Annotated in this window: 10 protein-coding genes; 4 read left to right on the top strand and 6 right to left on the bottom strand. The window is 74.9% G+C overall.

The window, feature by feature from the left end; all coding sequences use genetic code 11:
* The first annotated feature begins 2 nt into the window (after window positions 1–2).
* The 4 genes from G9272_RS06705 (at window position 3) to G9272_RS06690 (ending at window position 4,004) form a co-directional block, all read left to right on the top strand.
* Window positions 3–668 (top strand): ABC transporter permease, encoded by a 666-nt coding sequence (locus G9272_RS06705; RefSeq protein ID WP_171395671.1) that lies wholly within the window; start codon window positions 3–5, stop codon window positions 666–668.
* Window positions 665–1,354 (top strand): ABC transporter permease, encoded by a 690-nt coding sequence (locus G9272_RS06700; protein ID WP_171395670.1) that lies wholly within the window; start codon window positions 665–667, stop codon window positions 1,352–1,354. The genes G9272_RS06705 and G9272_RS06700 overlap by 4 nt, the downstream gene beginning before the upstream one ends.
* Window positions 1,355–1,403: 49 nt before the next feature.
* Complete coding sequence (locus tag G9272_RS06695) at window positions 1,404–2,366, top strand: ABC transporter substrate-binding protein (protein WP_253268180.1); 963 nt, start codon at window positions 1,404–1,406, stop codon at window positions 2,364–2,366.
* A 189-nt stretch (window positions 2,367–2,555) separates the two neighbouring features.
* Window positions 2,556–4,004 (top strand): alpha-amylase family glycosyl hydrolase, encoded by a 1,449-nt coding sequence (locus G9272_RS06690; RefSeq protein WP_171401883.1) that lies wholly within the window; start codon window positions 2,556–2,558, stop codon window positions 4,002–4,004.
* A gap of 19 nt (window positions 4,005–4,023) precedes the next feature.
* Here the strand turns inward: G9272_RS06690 and G9272_RS06685 are convergent, their stop codons facing one another.
* The 6 genes from G9272_RS06685 to G9272_RS06660 form a co-directional block, all read right to left on the bottom strand.
* Window positions 4,024–4,578 (bottom strand): DinB family protein, encoded by a 555-nt coding sequence (locus G9272_RS06685; protein ID WP_171395669.1) that lies wholly within the window; start codon window positions 4,576–4,578, stop codon window positions 4,024–4,026.
* Window positions 4,579–4,665: 87 nt separating this feature from the next.
* Window positions 4,666–6,411: a hypothetical protein gene (locus G9272_RS06680; protein ID WP_171395668.1), complete on the bottom strand. Its 1,746-nt coding sequence runs from the start codon at window positions 6,409–6,411 to the stop codon at window positions 4,666–4,668.
* On the bottom strand, window positions 6,408–10,373 hold the full coding sequence (locus G9272_RS06675; RefSeq protein ID WP_171395667.1) for a DUF5682 family protein: 3,966 nt from the start codon (window positions 10,371–10,373) through the stop codon (window positions 6,408–6,410). Before G9272_RS06675 ends, G9272_RS06680 begins: the two co-directional genes overlap by 4 nt.
* A gap of 5 nt (window positions 10,374–10,378) precedes the next feature.
* Window positions 10,379–11,575 (bottom strand): ATP-binding protein, encoded by a 1,197-nt coding sequence (locus G9272_RS06670; protein WP_171401882.1) that lies wholly within the window; start codon window positions 11,573–11,575, stop codon window positions 10,379–10,381.
* A 35-nt stretch (window positions 11,576–11,610) separates the two neighbouring features.
* The gene (locus G9272_RS06665; protein ID WP_171395666.1) at window positions 11,611–16,611 is read right to left on the bottom strand and encodes a hypothetical protein; all 5,001 of its coding nucleotides are present in this window, start codon (window positions 16,609–16,611) and stop codon (window positions 11,611–11,613) included.
* The gene (locus tag G9272_RS06660) at window positions 16,608–17,462 is read right to left on the bottom strand and encodes a DUF4132 domain-containing protein (protein WP_171395665.1); all 855 of its coding nucleotides are present in this window, start codon (window positions 17,460–17,462) and stop codon (window positions 16,608–16,610) included. Before G9272_RS06660 ends, G9272_RS06665 begins: the two co-directional genes overlap by 4 nt.
* Window positions 17,463–17,604 lie beyond the last annotated feature (142 nt).

The raw sequence follows: 17,604 nt of genomic DNA, 5'->3' as shown, positions 1-17,604 counted from the left end.
CGATGAGCGGCGGTGAGCCGCTGGTCCGGTGGGACTGGATCGGCGATCATGCCGGCGAGCTGGCCGACTACACCGGCGCCCATCTGAGGCTCGGCCTCCTGCCGGTGCTGTTCGGGCTGATCGTCTCCGTGCCGCTCGGGATCGCGTGCCACCGCTGGCGGTGGCTGTACCCACCGGTGCTGACCGTGGCCAACATCCTGTACTCGATACCGTCCCTGGCCCTGTTCATGATCTTCGTCAGGTACACGGGGCTGACCGAGCGCACGGTGCTGATCCCGCTGACCCTCTACACGCTGTCGGTGCTGGTGCCCAATGTCGTGGACGGTCTCGCCTCGGTCCCCGAACCGGTCCGGCAGGCGGCCACCGCGCTGGGATTCGGCACGGTACGCCGGGTCGTCCAGGTCGAACTGCCGATCGCCGTGCCCGTCGTCATCGCCGGCGTACGTGTCGCCGCCGTCTCGTCCATCAGCCTCGTCGCCGTGGGACAGCTGATCGGACAGGGCGGGCTCGGCTACTACATCACCCGTGGCCTCCAGCTCGACTTCCCGACCCCGATCGTGACCGCGATCGTGCTGATCATGCTGCTCGCCCTCGCGACCGACGCGCTCCTGGTCCTCGCGCAGCGGCTGCTCACCCCGTGGTCCCGGAGCAAGGTGACGTCGTCATGAACGATCTCCTGAACCAGGTCCGGCTCGTGGGGGACTGGCTGGCGTCCTCGAAGCAGTGGCACGGCGACGAGGGGATCCCCCGGCGGCTCGTCGAACACCTCACCTACAGCGGTCTGTCGCTGCTGTTCGCCGCTCTGATCGGACTGACCCTGGGGCTGCTCGTCGGACACACCGGCCGGGGCGCGTTCGCCGTGGCCGGCGTGGTCAACCTGGCCCGGGCCATCCCCACGTTCGGCCTGGTCGTCCTCGTCGTCACGCTCGCCGGGCTGAGCACCACGCCGGTGCTGATCGCCCTGGTCGCGCTCGCGGTCCCGCCGATCCTCATCAACACCTTCGAGGGAGTCCGGGGCGTGGACCCCGCCACCCGGGACGCGGCCCGAGGGGTCGGCATGACCGAGTGGGAGGTCCTGGTGCGGGTGGAGGTGCCCATGGCTCTCCCGCTGATCCTCCTCGGCCTCAGGATCGCCGCGATCCAGGTCGTGGCCACCGCGACCGTCGCGGCCTATCCCGGTCTCGGCGGCCTGGGCCGATTCATCGTCGACGGGCTCTCCCGCAACGACTACCAGCTGGTCGTCGGCGGCTCCACCGTCGTCGTCGTGCTGGCGCTCGTCGTCCAGATCGCGTTCACCGCGCTGCGGCGCGTCCTCGTCTCGCCGGGCCTGCGGGTCTCGGCGTCGAAGTCCTGAGTTCTCCCGAGCATTTCGGGGCCTGAGAAAGGAACCACCCGTGAACACCATGAACACCGTGCGGCGCCTGTCCAGAGGCGTGTCCAGGGGCGCCGCGTTCGGCCTGGTCGCCGCGCTCTCGCTGACCGCCTGCGGCAGCGGCGACGACAGCGACAGCAACCCGCTGACCGGTGGCAGCGGCAGTGCCGGCAGCGGCGACGGCAAGTCCCTCGTCGTCGGCTCGGCGAACTTCCCCGAGAACCAGCTGCTGGCCGAGATCTACGCCGAGGCGCTGGAGGCCAAGGGCCTGAAGGTGACGCGCAAGTTCGACATCGGGGCCCGTGAGGTCTACTACGACCAGGTGGTCAAGGGCGGCATCACCGTCTTCCCCGAGTACAACGGCGCCCTGCTGGCGACGGCGGTCGACAAGACCAGCACCGCGACCGGTACGGAGGACATCAACGCCGAGCTGAAGAAGAAGCTCCCGTCGTCGGTGGAGATACTCGACTCCGCCGCGGCGCAGGACAAGGACTCGGTCACGGTCACCGCCGAGACCGCCGCCGAGTACAACCTCAAGACCCTCGCCGACCTCAAGCCGGTGGCCGGGGACTGGACGATCGGCGCCGGCTCGGAGTTCAAGACCCGCACCCAGGGCTGGGTCGGTCTGAAGAAGGTCTACGGCGTCGAGTTCGGGAAGTTCCAGCCGCTCGACGCGGGCGCCCAGAGCACCCTGCTGAAGCTGCTGAAGTCCGACAAGGTGCAGGCCGCGAACATCTACACCACGGACCCCGCCATCGTCGAGGACAAGCTGGTGGTGCTGGAGGACCCGAAGAACCTCTTCTCCTCGCAGAACGTCACGCCCCTGGTCTACAAGTCCGCGGTCGACGACACGGCCAAGGCGGCGCTCAACGGCGTCTCCGCCAAGCTCACCACCGAGGACCTGGTGGAGATGATGAAGAAGCTCGTCAACGACAAGGAGGACGCCGCCACGGTCGCGAAGGAGTGGCTGACGAAGGCCGGTCTGGCGAGCTGACCGGCTCGGCCCGCCGCGCGTCGGTCGTTCGGCCCAAGTCGTGACCGTGCTCGCGCCCTGTCATTGCGGCCCGCCCCCGGACGCCCGAGGGTGGAGCCAGGTGGCGGGTGGTGGCGAGGAGGACGGGCGATGACGGACGGCGACGGCGCGGCGGACGCCGAGCGGCGGCGACCGCGGGGAGCCCCTGTCATGACGGTGCTCTACGAGATCAACACGGCTGTCTGGCTGGGCGAGTTGAGCGGACGGTACGGGCGCCGGGTCACTCTGGGGGATGTGCCCGGCGAGGCCTGGGACGAGATCGCCCTGCCCGGCATCGACACGGTCTGGTTGATGGGCGTCTGGGCGCGCAGCCCGGCCGGACGGCGGATCGCGCTGAGCGACGAGACCCTGCGGACGTCGTTCCGCGCCGCCCTGTCCGACGTCACCGAGGCGGACATCGCCGGATCCCCCTACTGCGTACGGGACTACGTCGTCGACGCCTCGTTCGGCGGACCGGAAGGACTCGCCGAGGCCAGGGCCCGGCTGGCCGCCCGCGGACTGCGGTTGATCCTCGACTTCGTCCCCAACCACGTCGCCCCCGACCACCCCTGGGTCATCGAGCACCCCGACCGCCTGATCCGGGGCACCGCGGACGACCTGTCCCGAAACCCGGGCGACTTCATGGAGTCCGGCGGCCGGATCCTCGCCCGGGGGCGCGACCCGTTCTTCCCGTCCTGGCCCGACGTCGTCCAGCTGAACGCCTTCGGCGACGCTCTGCGCGCGGCGACCGTGGACACGCTGGTGTCCATCGGGGACCAGGCGGACGGCGTGCGCTGCGACATGGCGATGCTGCTGATGAACGACGTCTTCGCGAAGACGTGGGGCGACCGGGCCGGACCGGCGCCCGCCGCGGACTTCTGGCCGTACGTCCTGCCGCGTGTCCGCGAGCGCCACCCGGACCTCCTCTTCGTCGCGGAGGCGTACTGGGACCTCGAACACGCCCTGCGGCGGCAGGGCTTCGACCACTGCTACGACAAGCGGCTGTACGACCGTCTCCTGCACGAGGACGCCGACGCCGTCCGCGCCCATCTGCGGGCCGACCTCACCTGTCAGCGAGGCCTCGTCCGCTTCCTCGAGAACCACGACGAACCACGGGCCGCCGCCACCCTGCCGGGCGCGCGGGGGCGGGCGGCAGCCGTGGCCGTCGCCACGCTGCCCGGCGCGACGCTGTGGCAGGAGGGCCAGTTCGAGGGGCGCCGGATCCGTCCACCGGTGTTCCTCGCACGCAGACCGCAGGAGCCCGTCGACGCGCCGCTGCGCGCCTTCCACCACCGGCTGCTGACGGCCGCTGCCGCCGTCCGCCGGGGCGAATGGCGGCCGCTCACCCCGGCCGGCCGGCCGGACAACGACACCCACCGCTACCTGCTCGCCTGGACCTGGACGCACGCGGACGTACGCCACCTGGTCGTCGTCAACCACTCCGACCGGCCGGCCCAGGCACGGCTGCCCCTGCCCTGGGGCGACCTGCCAGGGCACGAGCACCGCCTGACCGACCTGCTGACGTCACAGACGTACGACCGGGACGGCGGCGAACTGGCCGACCTCGGTCTGTTCGTGGCCCTGGAGGCCTGGCAGACGCATGTCTTCGAGGTCGGGTGACAGCCCTCCGCGCGGGGCCTCAGCCCATGCTCTTCGCCCCGTCCAGGGACTCGCGGATGATGTCGGCGTGGCCCGCGTGCTGGGCGGTCTCCGCGACGATGTGCAGCAGGACCCGGCGGGCCGACCACCGCACGCCCGGCTCGTTCCACGGCGCCGGCGGCAGCGGGTGGTCCGCGTCCAGATCGGGCAGGGACACGACCAGTTCGTCGGTACGGTGCGCCACCTCGGCGTACTCCTTCAGCACCCCCGCCAGCGTCTCACCGGGCAGCATCCGGAACTCGTCGGCCCGCTTGGCGAAGTCCGCCTCGGTCATGCTGGTGAAGTCGGGCATCGACGACGGGCCCTCCAGGATGAAGGCCACCCAACCCCGTTCGACCGAGGCCACGTGCTTGATCAGCCCGCCGAGACAGAGTTCGCTCGCGGTGGGGCGCTGACCGACCTGCTCATCGGTGAGGTCGCGGGTGGTGAAGCGCAGGAAGTGCCGCTGCTTGGCGAGCGCCTCCAGCAGGTCGGCGCGCTCGCCGGTGACGGCGGGGGCCGAAGTGGTCTCGTCGAGGGAGGTGGGCTTGCTCATGGTCGCCTTCTTCCGTCAGTGCTGTTCCGCGATCGAGTACCACGTTAGGAGCGATAGAGGTCAGATCCTGTCCTAGAGGCGCCGAGTTCACCGCGATGTCGCCACCATCTCCGCATCCGCCCCCCAGGCCGCCGCGCACAGTGCTCGCTCGACCTCGCCGGTGTAGACGGCCGCGGCCAGCCAGGCGCGGGCGAAACGGCCCGTGTCCGCCGGGAGCAACCGGCCGAAGGCGTCCCGGGAGCGGTCCGCCGCGGCGGACCGGAGTTCGCCGAGCAGATCGCCCGCGGTGGCGAGACCGACGCGGCGCAGCCGCCCGCCGTCGCCCGCCCCGCTGCCCGGGAAGCCCAGCACCCGGCGGCCCCCGGACACGGCCTGGTGCACACGGCGGCGCAGCAGGTGCAACGGGGCCTCGTCCACCGGGGGAGCGGAGGCGGGCGCGGCCGTCGTCGTCGCCGTGGGCAGGTCCGCGTGCTGGAGACGGTCCAGGCCCAGATCCACCCGGTCGCCGGCCCGGGCCGGGTGCTCGGCGGCGAGCAGCAGGGCGCGCGGGAGCGGCCCCGGCGCGAGACGCGCGACGACCCGCAGCCGGCTGCCCCGGGCGGCGGCCAGGAGGCGGAGGTTGTCGCGGTAGGGGAGCGCGGGATCGTCGTGGGCCACGGCGAGCCGGACCGTGCGGCCTTCGCAGTCGGCCAGCAGACGGTCACCCGCCGCCTCCCGGACCGTGCCCGCCAGGGTGACGTCGAGGAAGAGCAGACCATGCCCGCCGCCGCCCAGGGCGCGCGCGACCTGCTCGGCGACCGGCACCGCCCACAGCCGGTCGAGCGGCTCCGCGCTCCAGGCGGCGCCGGACGCGCGCACCGCCCGCACCCCGGCCCCGGCGCCGAGCCGGCCTGTCGGGGACACGGTCGCACCGGACACCGCGAGGCCCGCGTGCGACAGCTCACGGTGGGTCAGGGCGGTGTCGCCGATCCGGACGGCCCGGTCGGCGGCGCCGGTCGCCCGGCCGGGGCCGCCCGGAGCCACGTCGGAGACCGTGTAGAGGCGGCCCTCGGTGTCGGCGGTCCAGGTGACGGCACCCGCGTAGCCGGTCGTCGTCAGGACGGGCTCCGAGAAGAGCCCGTACAGCCGCAGCGAGCCGTCCGGGGTGTACGGCTGACGTACGCTGCCGCGCAGTTCGGCCAGGTCCGGGCCGGTCGCGAACGGCAGGCGGTGCGCCATGCCGAGAACGGTGCGCAGCGCGTCGACAAGGTCGGGCAGCCGGTGGGCGGGGTCGGCGGAACGGGCCGCGCGTATCCCGTTGACCACGGAGACCGCGGCGGCGGCGACCCGGGGGAGACCCGCGAGCCGCGCGGTGTGCGCGGCGCGCAGGAGCTCCGCCTGGAGCACGGCACCGGAGCCGTCCGCACCGGCTTCGAGCACGGCGGCCGCCGCGTCGTACACGGCCCGCGCGGCGGCGAGTTGCGCCGGGGCGGCGGTCTCGTCGTCCGGCGGCTGCGCTGCCCCTTCGGTTGTCGGCTGCGCGGGCATGCTGTCGGGAGTGTCCTCGGCCACCGGCGCGGCCGAGGCGGCCGCCGCACGGTGCAGACAGTCGGGGGCGAGCAGACAACCGCAGCGGATCGCGTCCGCGCTGGTCACCGCGCCCCCGGGCGCGTGCAGTTCGAGGTCGGTGTCGTCGTCGACGGCGATCCGCGCGGTGTCGCCCTCGCGGACGACCGGACGCGCCGCCAGCTTGGCGATGCCCGCGTCCAGCCGCTTGCGCAGCCGGGGAGAGAGCGCTTCGACGAGTTCGGCGGTGACGGACGGCGCGACCGGCGGCAACAGGTCCTGGCTCATGCGATCTTCTCCCCTACCCAGCGGGCGAGTTCGAGCGGACTGAGAGCGGCGACGGGCATGCCCGCGGCGACGAGCTGCCCCGCGACGCCCGTGGAGTAGCGCGGCCGGCCCGTGTCGTCGAGGCTCGCGCAGCCCAGTACGTGGCAGCCCGCACCGACCAGCGCACGCACCTCCGCGAGCAGCCCGCCGAGCGGATAGCCCTCCTCGAAGTCGCTGACGACCACGACCAGCGTCCGCGACGGCACGGTGACCAGCTCGCGGGCGTGCCGCAGCCCCGCCGCGATGTGCGTGCCGCCGCCCACGCTGACCTCCAGCAGCAGCGACAGCGGGTCCTCGACATGGCCGGTGAGGTCCATGACCTCGGTGGAGAAGGCCAGGAAGTGCGTGGACAGCGTCGGCACCCCGGCCAGCACCGACGCCGTCAGCGCGGCCCACACCGTGGACGCCTCCATGGACCCCGACACGTCCGTGACCAGGATCAGCCGCCAGTCGGCGGCCCGCCGCGCCCGGGTACGGAACACCGGGCGCTCCGGGATGACCCGGACCGTGCCGTCCGGGCCGCGCCGCGCGGTCGCCAGATTGGCGCGCAGCGTACGTGGGAGGTCGAGGCCGCCGCCCGGACGCCGGCTGGGGCGCGGCAGCGCCGTGCCGTGCAGCGCGGGGCGCAGCCGGGTGGCCAGCTGCCGGGTCAGTGCCTCTACCAGCCGCCGTACCAGCGGGCGCAGCGCCGCCAGCCGGGCCTCGGGCAGCCCGCCCGCGTGCCGCAGCACGGTGCGCAGCAGATCGACGGAGGGGCGCACGCTGTCCGCGTCCAGCTCCGTGAGCACGTCCCTGCGGCCCGACGCGGCGGCCGCCGCCAGCACCTCCTCCCGGATGCCCGGCCCGAACAGCGCGGCCAGCTCCTGCGACCACTCCCGCACCCCGGGATAGGGCGCGTCCCGGCCACCGCCGGCCCCCGGGCCCGTCAGGTCCCCGCGGCTGCCCTCGCCGCGCCCGCTGCCGTACAGCTCGTCCAGAGCAGTCGCCAACGCGCGTGCGGACGACGGGAGTCGATCGCTGCGACGGCCCAGGAGGAGCCGCCACCGGTCGGCCGGCGCAAGCCGACGGTCGTGGCGCTCCTCCCCGGCGGGGCCTGCCTTGTCGGTCACGGTCACGGTCGCGTCGGTGGGCACCTGTTCGTCGCCGCCCGGGGCGGGCAGCAGCCCCAGCGACCGCAGGGCGGCGCGGGCCGCGAGGTCCGCCCCGACCCAGGCGGCGAGCGCGGCCGGGTCCAGCCCGTCGGTGTCGGCGACGCGTCCGGTGCCGAGGCGTTCCTCGACAACCGAGAGGAGACGGTCGCGGGCCGCGGGACTCAGGGTCTCGAAGCCGCCCCGCAGCGCGGGCAGTCGGTCGAGGAACTCCCGGTCGGGCAGCTCCGACACCCGGCCCAGCAGCGGCTCCAGCGCGGGCGCCGCCGCTTCCAGCAGCGGACCGGCGGCAGCCAGCAGCCCGCTCAGCCGGGCCGTCAGGGCCGACCGCGAGTCGGCGTCGACCGCGCCGTCCACCCAGGACGCGACCCGGTCGCCGAAGGCTCCGGCGTTCTCCTGTCCGAGCAGCACCCGGACCGCTCCGGCGGCACCGCGCATCAGCGGGGAGCCGTCGGCGGCCAGCCGGGCGAGGGCGTCGGTGAGCCGGATACCGCCCAACAGGTCGGCCCGGTGCGCGAGCTCGAGCAGGGCGTGGGCGTCGGCCGGGTCCTCGGAACCGGTCAGTCCGTCCACCTGCCGCACCGCCGCCGCGGTGAGCAGCTCGGCCACGGCGGCCGCCCGCGCCGTACGGTCCCCGTCGGCGTCGAGCCCCGGCACATGACCGGACCGCAGCCGGTCCGACAGGGCAAGCCCGGCCAGGAGTTCGGGCAGGGTACCGGCCAGCGGCAGCACCTCGGCGACGTCTTCGAGCCGCTCGTCCGCCAGCGTCGGCAGACCGCACTCCGCGGCTTCCGCGAGCCCCTGGAGCACCTGCGCGGCCGTCGACCCGCCCGCGTCCCGCTCCGCGCGCCGACGCTCCCGCAGCACACCCTCGGCGGCCTGCGCCGCGGTGACCCCGCGCACGCCGGCCGCGGTCAGCATGGCCGCCGTCGCCGGCGTCCAGCGCACCTCCCAGCGCGAGGTGAGGGCCTCGGCGCCGCCCGCGCCGACGACCTCCCTCGCCTCGCCGTAGGGCACACCGCACACCGTCAGCCGGCGCAGCAGCAGCTCACGACGCCGGTCGAGGTCCGACCGCAGCGGGTCGAGCCGCAGATCCCGTGCCGGGCCGGAGGCGTTCTCCGGCCCGGGCAGGCCCAGCCCCGCCACCTCGGCCTCGACCGCCGGGACGAGACCGCTGCGCGGCGCGTCCGGTGCCGGCCGGCCGGTGCGCGTGCCGACCAGCACCCGCTCCATCGCCCGCGCCACGGCCCGTCCCCGCCCGTAGGGCTCGCCCTGCGCGAGGACCGTCTGCACCGCCTCGACCAACTCGCCCCGGCCCGCCGCGGGCAGCCCGCGCAGCCGGGCCAGATCCGAGGCCAGCCGGGTGATCTCGCGCGCGTCGGCCGGCCCGGACGGATGCCCGAGGTCCCGCAACGCCGCGCACACCCGCACGGCCGCCCCCGTCAGCGCCTCCTCCAACGCCGCCGGATCGCCCGCAGCCCGCAGCACCATGTCCTGCCACTCCGGATCCCGGATACCGGCCGGATAACCGGAACGCTCGTCCAGAAGGGCATAGGCATACGGAATCAGCGAGGTGATCCACCCCGCCCGACTTCCCGCGGCCCCTTCCCCCGGCCTGCCGACACCCGGGACGGCGTCTGCGTCCCGCTTGCCGACACCCGGGGGGGTGGCATCGGCGGGCTTGCCGATGGCCGGGAGGGTGGCTCCGGCGGGCTTGCCGATGGCCGGGAGGGTGGCTCCGGCGGGCTTGCCGATGGCCGGGAGGGTGGCTCCGGCGGGCTTGCCGATGGCCGGGAGGGTGGCATCGGCGGGCTTGCCGATGGCCGGGAGGGTGGCATCGGCGGGCTTGCCGATGGCCGGGAGGGTGGCACCGGCAGGCTCGCCCATGGCCGGGGCGGTGCCGTCGCCCTGTTCGTCGTCGGCCGGGACCGTGGCTCCGGCACTGTCGCCGACGCCCGGGGCAGCGGTTTCGTCTCGCTCGCCGCCGATGGCGGGCGCGGAGCCGTCGCCTCGTCCGGCCAGGAACGGGCCGGTCAGCGCCGGTGCGTGGAAGGCGCCGACGAGCACGGCGGCACGCTCGCCCCGCGCGGTGGCCTCGGTGATCCGGGACCGCATCCACCGCTCACGCCGCAGATCCAGCTCGGGCACCCCGCCGGAGGCGGCCGCGTCCGTCCGCAGCGCCCACCCCGTCAGCAGGGCCGCCCGGCGCAGTGCCTCGGGCGGCGAACCCGGGGCGGTGGCCTCGACGAGCCGGTCCCACAGGTCGTCCCCGGGACGGCCCGTGAGCCGGGCCCGCAGCGCGCCGGCGATTCCGGGCGCCTCTCCCTGCGCGGTGCCGTCGCGCCCCTCGCCCCACGCCCGGTCCGCGAGGGGCAGGTCGCAGGCGAGCACCGGGACGCCGTGCCTGGCGGCCCAGCGCACGGCGGCCAGCTCGGGCGAGAAGTCGGCGAACGGATAGAACGCCGGGCCCCCGCCGCCCCCGCCGTCACCGGGCGCGGCGGCTAGCGCGACCGGGGCACGGGTCTCCTCGTGCCCGAGCCAGGGCAGCCACTCCTGCATCTCGGCCGGCAGCTCGACGAGCAGCACGTCGGGCTTCGCCTCGTCCAGCAGCGCGGGCACGGCGGCGGCCAGCGAGGGCGCGTGGTGCCGTACCCCGATGAGGTAGGGCGCGGCCGGGTCGGTGAGGGCGGCGAGAGCCTCGTCCGGGGAGTCCGGGGAGTCCGGGGAGTCCGGGGAGTCCGGTGCGCCCGGTGCGGTGGTGGGGTGCAGGGACACGGCCGTCAGCCCTCCAGGACCGTGCGCAGGTTCCACAGGGTGCGCCAGGTGGCGGAACCCTGTTCGGCACGGCGGCGGACGGGCCCGTCCCAGTAGCCGCGCAGCCGGGCCGCGTCGGCCGGATCGTCCTTGCGGACCACACCCAGCAGATGGCCCGGCAGCAGCCCGAGCACATCACGGTCGCCCGGGAAGTACGCCGCCGCGAGCGCCAGCGCACCCGCGACGGACACGGCCTCCGCGGTGCTCATCACCGTGGACGGCCGCTCCACCTCCCAGCCCTCCGCCGAGCGGCCCTCACGCAGATCACGGAAGGCGGTGACCAGCGCCTCCAGCACGGCGTCGTCGACCTGGAAGGGCGCGCCGGCCCGCTCCACCGAGGCCCGTGCCTGGCTGCGCACCAGGGCGGTCTCCGCGTCGAGGTCCGGAATCGGTCCGACGGTCTCGAAGTTGAAGCGGCGCTTGAGGGCCGCGGACATCTCCGAGACGCCCTTGTCCCGCAGGTTGGCCGTGGCGATGAGGTTGAAGCCGGGCGCGGCGTGCGCCAACGCGTCGTCCGAGCCCGCCAGTTCGGGCACGGCGATGCGCCGCTCCGACAGCAGCGAGACCAGCGCGTCCTGCACCTCGGGCAGACAGCGCGTGACCTCCTCGACCCGGGCGATGGCGCCCCGCGACATGGCGGTCAGCACCGGCGAGGGCACCAGCGCCTGCCGGCTCGGCCCCTGGGCCAGCAACAGGGCGTAGTTCCAGCCGTACTTGAGCTGGTCCTCCGTGGTACCCGCGGTGCCCTGCACGACCAGCCCGCTGGTGCCGCACACGGCGGTGGACAGCAGCTCGGACAGCATCGACTTCGCGGTACCCGGCTCGCCGACGAGCAGCAGCCCGCGCTCGCCGGCGAGCGTGACCACGCACCGCTCCACCAGCGCCCGGTCCCCGACGAACTTGCCCTCCACCACCAGCCGACGCGGCACCCCGTCCGGCGCCTCGGCGTCCTCGGGCAGCTTCAGGGCGCGGCCGTCGCTGCCCATGACGAACGTGACGACGGCACGCGGGGTGAGCCGCCAGGCGGGCGGGCGCGGCCCGTCGTCGTACGCGGCGAGGAAGGCCAGCTCGCCGGCGTACCGGTCCTCGGGCGGGACGATCTGGCGAACCGGGCCGGGGGAGCCGGCCGAGTCGGAGTCGGGGGACAGGGCGGTGGTGGTCATCGGCGCGCGTTCTTCCAGGTGGGGCGGGAGGGTGGTCATCGGCGACGGCCCTTACGGGTGGCGCGGGTGGTGAGCTGCTCGTAGGCCGGGGCGTCGCCGGAGCGGACGCGGTCCCACGCGCGCGTGAACAGTTCGGGCACGGGCATCAGCGGCAGCACGCGCCCGTAGGCACGGACCGGATAGAGGCCCTCCTTCCAGATCTCCACCGGCAGCGCGGGCGACGTCAGGTCCAGCCAGCCGCACGGCAGGAACAGGGTGCGTCCGGCGCGCGCCCGCTTGGCCTCGACGACCAGCTCGCTCGCCGCGAGTTCGACGCGGGCCTTCTTCGTCCGGGCGGGCTTCCAGCCGGTCCAGCGGGCGCAGTTGCGGTCCGTGGGGTCCGGGAGCGCCAGCAGCTGGAGGTAGAGCGCCGCCGCGTCCTCGCCGAGGCCGTGCCGCTCGGCTACCTCGGCGACCAGGCCGGGCACGCTGAAGGTCGGGTCCTGGGCGTGTCCGGAGGGCCCCTCGGGATCGCCCCCGACCGCGACCGCGCGGGCCAGTTCGTCGTCGAGGAGGGTCCGCAGGGCCCGCATGCCCTCGCCCCGTCCCGGCCCGACCAGCCCCTCGACGAGCCCGAACACGGGGTTGTCGGGAGCGCCGAGCGCGCCCGGCCGGACCAGGACGGTCTCCTGGTCGCCGTACCAGGGGCGCAGCGCCAGCGCCTCGCCCACGGGCGTCAGACCGTGGGCGTCGGCGCCCCCGGTGGCGGGCAGCCCGTACGCCTTGCGCAGTTCGACGGCGGACGAGGAGCCCTTCTCCGTCCACGCGACGTCCAGGTCGAGCAGCAGGCCCCGGTCGGCGAAGCGGCGGCGCAGGGCGGCGATGCTCTCCGGCAGGACGGCCCGCAGCGGGTGTCCGTACGGCAGGGAGTAGGCGAGTCCGGCCAGGGCGGTCACGGCCCCCGTCAGGTGGTTCCGGCCGGGCAGTGCCGCCGGGTCCTCCGCGACCAGGTTGCCGTCCTTGTCCGGCCGTTGGACGGTGGTGCGGCTGATCCAGGGGGTCAGCCGCGGATTGAGGACGTCCTCCGCGGAGCCGGTGGGCAGGCCGCCGAGGGAGAGTTCCCCGGCAAGGTCCTCGGGCAGCCGGACGACCTCGCCGAGCCGCTCGGCCCACACCCGGCCCGCCGCCTCCGTGTCCGGCCCGGCCGTCCACAGGTCACCGGGGTTCCCGGGCAGCAGGGCGCCGACGAGGGCCGTCCGGTCGTCGCTTCCGACCGAGGACAGCAGGGCGTCGGCCAGCTCCTTCTGACGCGGCTTCAGCCCGGTCGCGGCGATCACCTCGGCGGTGAGCTGCTTCGGCTTGCCGGCCAGCAGCAGGGCCGCCTGCATGGGCCCCAGCCTGCCGTGGGTCGCGGCGGCGAGGGCGGCCGGCGCCTCCGGCTGCCAGGGCGCGGGGCCCTTGTCCCGGACGAGCCCGGTGACGGCGCTCAGCGCGTCGGTGGGGAACACCGCCGGGTGCGCGGTCTCCCGCTCCAGCGTGAAGTGGGCGATCGCGCCGAAGACACCGGCCGGATCGTGGTCCAGGGCGAGCCAGTGCACCCGACCCGCCTGCCGGTCCAGGTTCTGGCAGCCGAGGACGACGACGGTACGGCCGTCCCGGCGCAGCACCTGACCGACGCGCTCCTGCTTCTCGTGCGGCTCGCTCAGCACGACCTCGCGCAGGGCGGCCCCCGGAGCGGCCAGTGGACCGTCCGTGATCGCCTCGAACAGCAGCAGCAGCGCCTCGCGGTGCGCCTCGGTCACCGTGGCGGAGGCGGCGCGGTACGCGAGCGGGCGCAGCACGTCGAGCACCGGCGTCCACACCAGCCCGATGCCCGGCAGGGTGAACTCGTCGCTGCGCCATCCGTCGGCGGTTCCGGTGGACCGGGAGGCCTCGGTCAGGGCCTTGCCGTCGGCCGGCTTCCCGGACAGCACGTGGTTCACGGCGCGGACCTGCCGCAGCGTGCTCCAGCGGACCTCGCTGCCCCACCACCCGTGCACCTCGGTGATCCCGGTGGTGGCCTCGCGCAGCGTCGCGTCGTCGCCGTACTCGGGCTTGAGGTCGGCGAACATGCCGTCGACCCGCCGGCGCTCCGCCTTCGGCCGCTCGACCGGTGGCGCCACGAACGCGGCGGTCGACTCCGCGAGCCGCAGCACCGCGCGCACCAGCGCGGCGACACCCGTGACGAGACTCCCGTCGCCGAGGGAGGGCAGGGAGCGGGACACGACCTCCTGGACGACCTCGTCGGCGGGCGGCACGACGGCTGCGCTCTCCGAGGTCCCGTCGACCACCTTGGCCGCCGCCAGCTTCGCCTGCCGTTGCGTCAACGCCTCCTGCGCGGCCCGCAGCATCTCGGCCGCCTGCTCGTCGGTCAGGGCACGCAGCACCGCCGACGCGCGCTCGTCGCGCGGGCGAAGGGCGTGCCAGAAGTCGACCGGCGGGACGAACCGGGTGCCGGCGGCGAACTCGCCGCCGCGCTCCATCGGTGTCACCCGGCCCAGCTCCCCGGCGGCGGACGGGTCGTCGCCCGCGTAGAGGGCGATCTGCCGGTGCAGAGCGACGGCCACGGGCTCGGCCCCGCCCGGCAGCCGCAGCGCGCCGAGCAGGACGCCCGGCGCCCGCCCGTCGGCCCACGGCAGGGTGACGGTGCGGCCGTCCGGGGTACCGGCGACCGTACGGGCCTCGGCGCCCTCGCCCTCGGTGCGCACCCAGCGGCCGAGCACGGTGCCGTCCGTGCCGAACGGGCTCCGCTCCAGGCCGGGTTGGAGCGGCAGCACCTCGCATTGCTGCTGAAGCAGGGTCGCGTCCTCCCGGATGCCGGACCCCAGGAAGGCGGGCAGCGAGGCGCGCCCGTGGGTGCCGGTGGCCGGGTCGTACTCGAGCCACACCTGCTGCCGGCCCTGCCTGCCCTGGCGCCAGTACGAGGTGCCGTCGCCGAGGATGCGACGGCTCGGCGGCACGACGGTGTCACCGGCGTGCAGCGTGCGCCCGCCGGTGGCGCGGCCGCCTCCGGGGACCGGGATCGACGGTTCGCCCGCGTCGTTGCCGCCGTACCAGTGCGGGAGTTGCTCACCGCCGAGCGGGAAGACGTCGGCGGGGCGGGCCGACCAGTAGCCGAACTGCTTGCCGTCCTGCCGCCACATGACGAGCAGTTCGCCGTCCGTGTAGCGGTAGCTCGGGCGCTGCCAGCGGTCCAGAGTCACGGGCAGCCGAAGGTCGTGCTCGAGCAGGATCTCCTCGGGGCCGACGACGATCACCTTGTGGGCGCGGGCGAGGATCAGCGCGGGCCAGGCCTCGCTGACGCCGAGCGTGTCCTCGCGGTCGCGCCTGGTCTCGGCGTCGAGCCGGCGCAGCGCCTCGTCCAGCGCGGGCCAGCCCAGCTCGTCCAGCAGGCCGGCCCGCAGCGTGTGCCCGAGCAGCGGCGCGACCGCGTGCGCGGAGACCACGGCGACGGCCGCCGGGCTGACCCGGGCGGCCACCGTACGGAAGGGGCGAAGCCGTTCCAGCGCCGCCCGCGCGGCGGGCAGGCCGACCGCCGAGGCCAGTTCCCCGGCCGCGTCGTCCAGCCACTCGCGCAGCACCTCGCTGAGCACGGGGTGGGCGGCCAGCCCCTCCAGTACCGTCGGCGCGGGGCGGAGCCCGCTGAGGGTCCCGATGTCGGCGTACAGCAGCCGGCGCAGGCGGGGGTCCGCCGCGGTCGCGGTGAGGTCGCGCCGGCCGGGAACGGCCTCGCGCAACCAGCGGTCGACGGAGAGGTACACGACCTGGCCGGGGCCGGGCAGCGTCAGCGGCACACCCTGGGCCGCGCACAGGTCGAGCAGGTCGAGATCGGCGCCGGCGTGCCAGCGGCCCGAGCACAGATCGACGGGACGGCCCAGGTCACGCAGCCGGGGCCCCATCCGCTCCACCAGGGCGAGGGTGGCCGGGGAACGGCCGCTGACATTGCCGCCGTGCTTGCGGTGCAGGGCCCACCGGCCGAGCCACTCCGCCGGGTCCACGTCGGCCTCCGTCTCACCGGTGAGGAGCAGATCCGCCCCGCACTCCGCGAGCAGCGTCAGCCAGAACTCGTCGTCCTCGACGGAACGCCCCAGGCCGGCCGGCATGATCTCCAGCAGTCGCCTGCGCACCTCCGGTCGGCGCTCGGCGAGGACGGCGAGCGTCGCCCGGTAGGCGTTCCAGAAGGACGCGGGGGCCCGGACCGCGGCGGGCGAGGAGAGCAGGTCGGCGACCAGGCCGCACTCCTCGGTGACCCGGTCGAGACCGGCGGCCTTGATCAGCCCGCGCGCGTCCTGCGGCAGGGACGCGTACGGCGGCATCCCGGCCGCACAGCGCTCCACGGTCAACTGCCGGAACTGTGCCCATGCCTCGGCCGCGTCGAGCCGCGCCGCGAGGGCCTTGACGTGCTCCTTGAGCGCCTTGACCGTGAGTGCCCCGGCGAACGCGAACTCCAGGAAGACGGCCCGCTGCCGCTCCTCGTCCACCTTCAGCGCGTGCACCCGCTCGGCCTCCCGGGCCTTGCCGAAGAAGGCGGAGGCGTACGTCGTGTTCTCGTGCTGGAGGAAGACGCGGGCGGCCTGCTCGTAGAAGGTGGGCAGGAAGTGCGGCACGGCCCGGCCGAGCCGGGTGCCGAGCGCCTCGAAGCCGTCCTTGGCGTTGCCGGGGCGGGACTTGGCCTGCCGCGCGAGCCGCTCGACGTCCTTGACCAGCGCCAGCGCGTGGTGGCCGTTCGCCGGGTCGTTGACCAGCGCCCAGGCGGGGAAGCCGAGCGTCTCCCGGCGCACCTGACCGACCTCGGGGGTCTCCGGGTCCCGGGCCAGCCCGAGGAAGTCCAGCGCCAGGTCCTCGGCCTCGCCCAGGGTGCCCGGCACGAGCCGCACGATCTGCCGGTCGTCCAGCGCGGGGTGGGTGTACCTGCGGACGGTGAGCGTGTCGGCGTCCTCGCGGGTGGTGCTCCCCGGCGGCAGCACGGCGCCCGCGTCGAGCAGCGCGCCGGTGGTGGTCTCGTCGTAGGTCGTCATGCCGCCCGCTCCTCGTCCTCGATGTCCCGCCCGGCGTACAGCGCGGCCGCCATGCGCATGCCCTCGGACCAGGCCACCGGCCCGATCAGACCGAGCTTCAGCACCCGGCCGGCGGAGTCGGTGAACACCAGGGGGCCGGTCTCCGCCTCCTCGTAGCCCTCGTAGTCGCCGACCCACACCCGGGCCTCGACGGTGCGGTTGTCCTCGAGGACGGAGGTGACGGCGTGGCCGCCGCGCACGCGGTAGCCGAGCTGGGTGACCCGGCCGTGCAGGAACCGCTGCTCCTTGAACGAGCCGCCCGCGTACTCCTCGACCGCGGTGCCCTCCGCGTCGAGCGTCGCGGGACGCCGCCACACCTCGCGGAACAGCTGCTGCGCGCGCTGCTCGACGCCGAGTTCGACGGCGAACTCCCGCAGCTCCTCCAGGTCGTCGAGGAGCACGGGGTGCGGGAGGTGGACCAGGTCGGGCGTGATGCGGACGGTGTCGCCGTCGAGGTCGACCAGACCGAGTCCGCGCTCGGGGTCGGCGTCCCGCAGGAACCCGGCCACCTCGCCGTCGGCCCCGGTGACGACGAGGTCGCGCAGAGCGGCCTGCCAGGCGGGGTCGGGCCACACCTGGGCGACGACGGCGAACGGCACCGGCAGCGAGCGCACCATCCACCGCTCCACGTCGGTCAGACACTGGCGTTCGTGCCGTTCCAGCCACTCGGTGAGCTGACGCAGGCCCACCACCGCCGGCTCGTCGGCGATCTTGGGCGGCACGGCCTTCAACCGCCGCCCGGCCGCGTTGCGGCACACCACCTTGCCGTCATCGAGGGCGACTTCGTAGTCGCCGGCCGACACCCACCCCATGTGTGCCTCCCGCACCCGCTGTGATCAAGTGACGGGAAGAGTAGAACAGGCCACTGACAACGGGATCCGGAAGGCGGCGGGGCGGGCGGCACCCGGGGGTCCGGCAGGACGAGATCCCAGGTCAGCGCCCTGTGGCGGGCCT

It is taken from the genome of Streptomyces asoensis (assembly GCF_013085465.1).
Lineage (GTDB): Bacteria > Actinomycetota > Actinomycetes > Streptomycetales > Streptomycetaceae > Streptomyces > Streptomyces cacaoi_A.
This window is presented reverse-complemented; position numbering and strand designations above follow the sequence as displayed.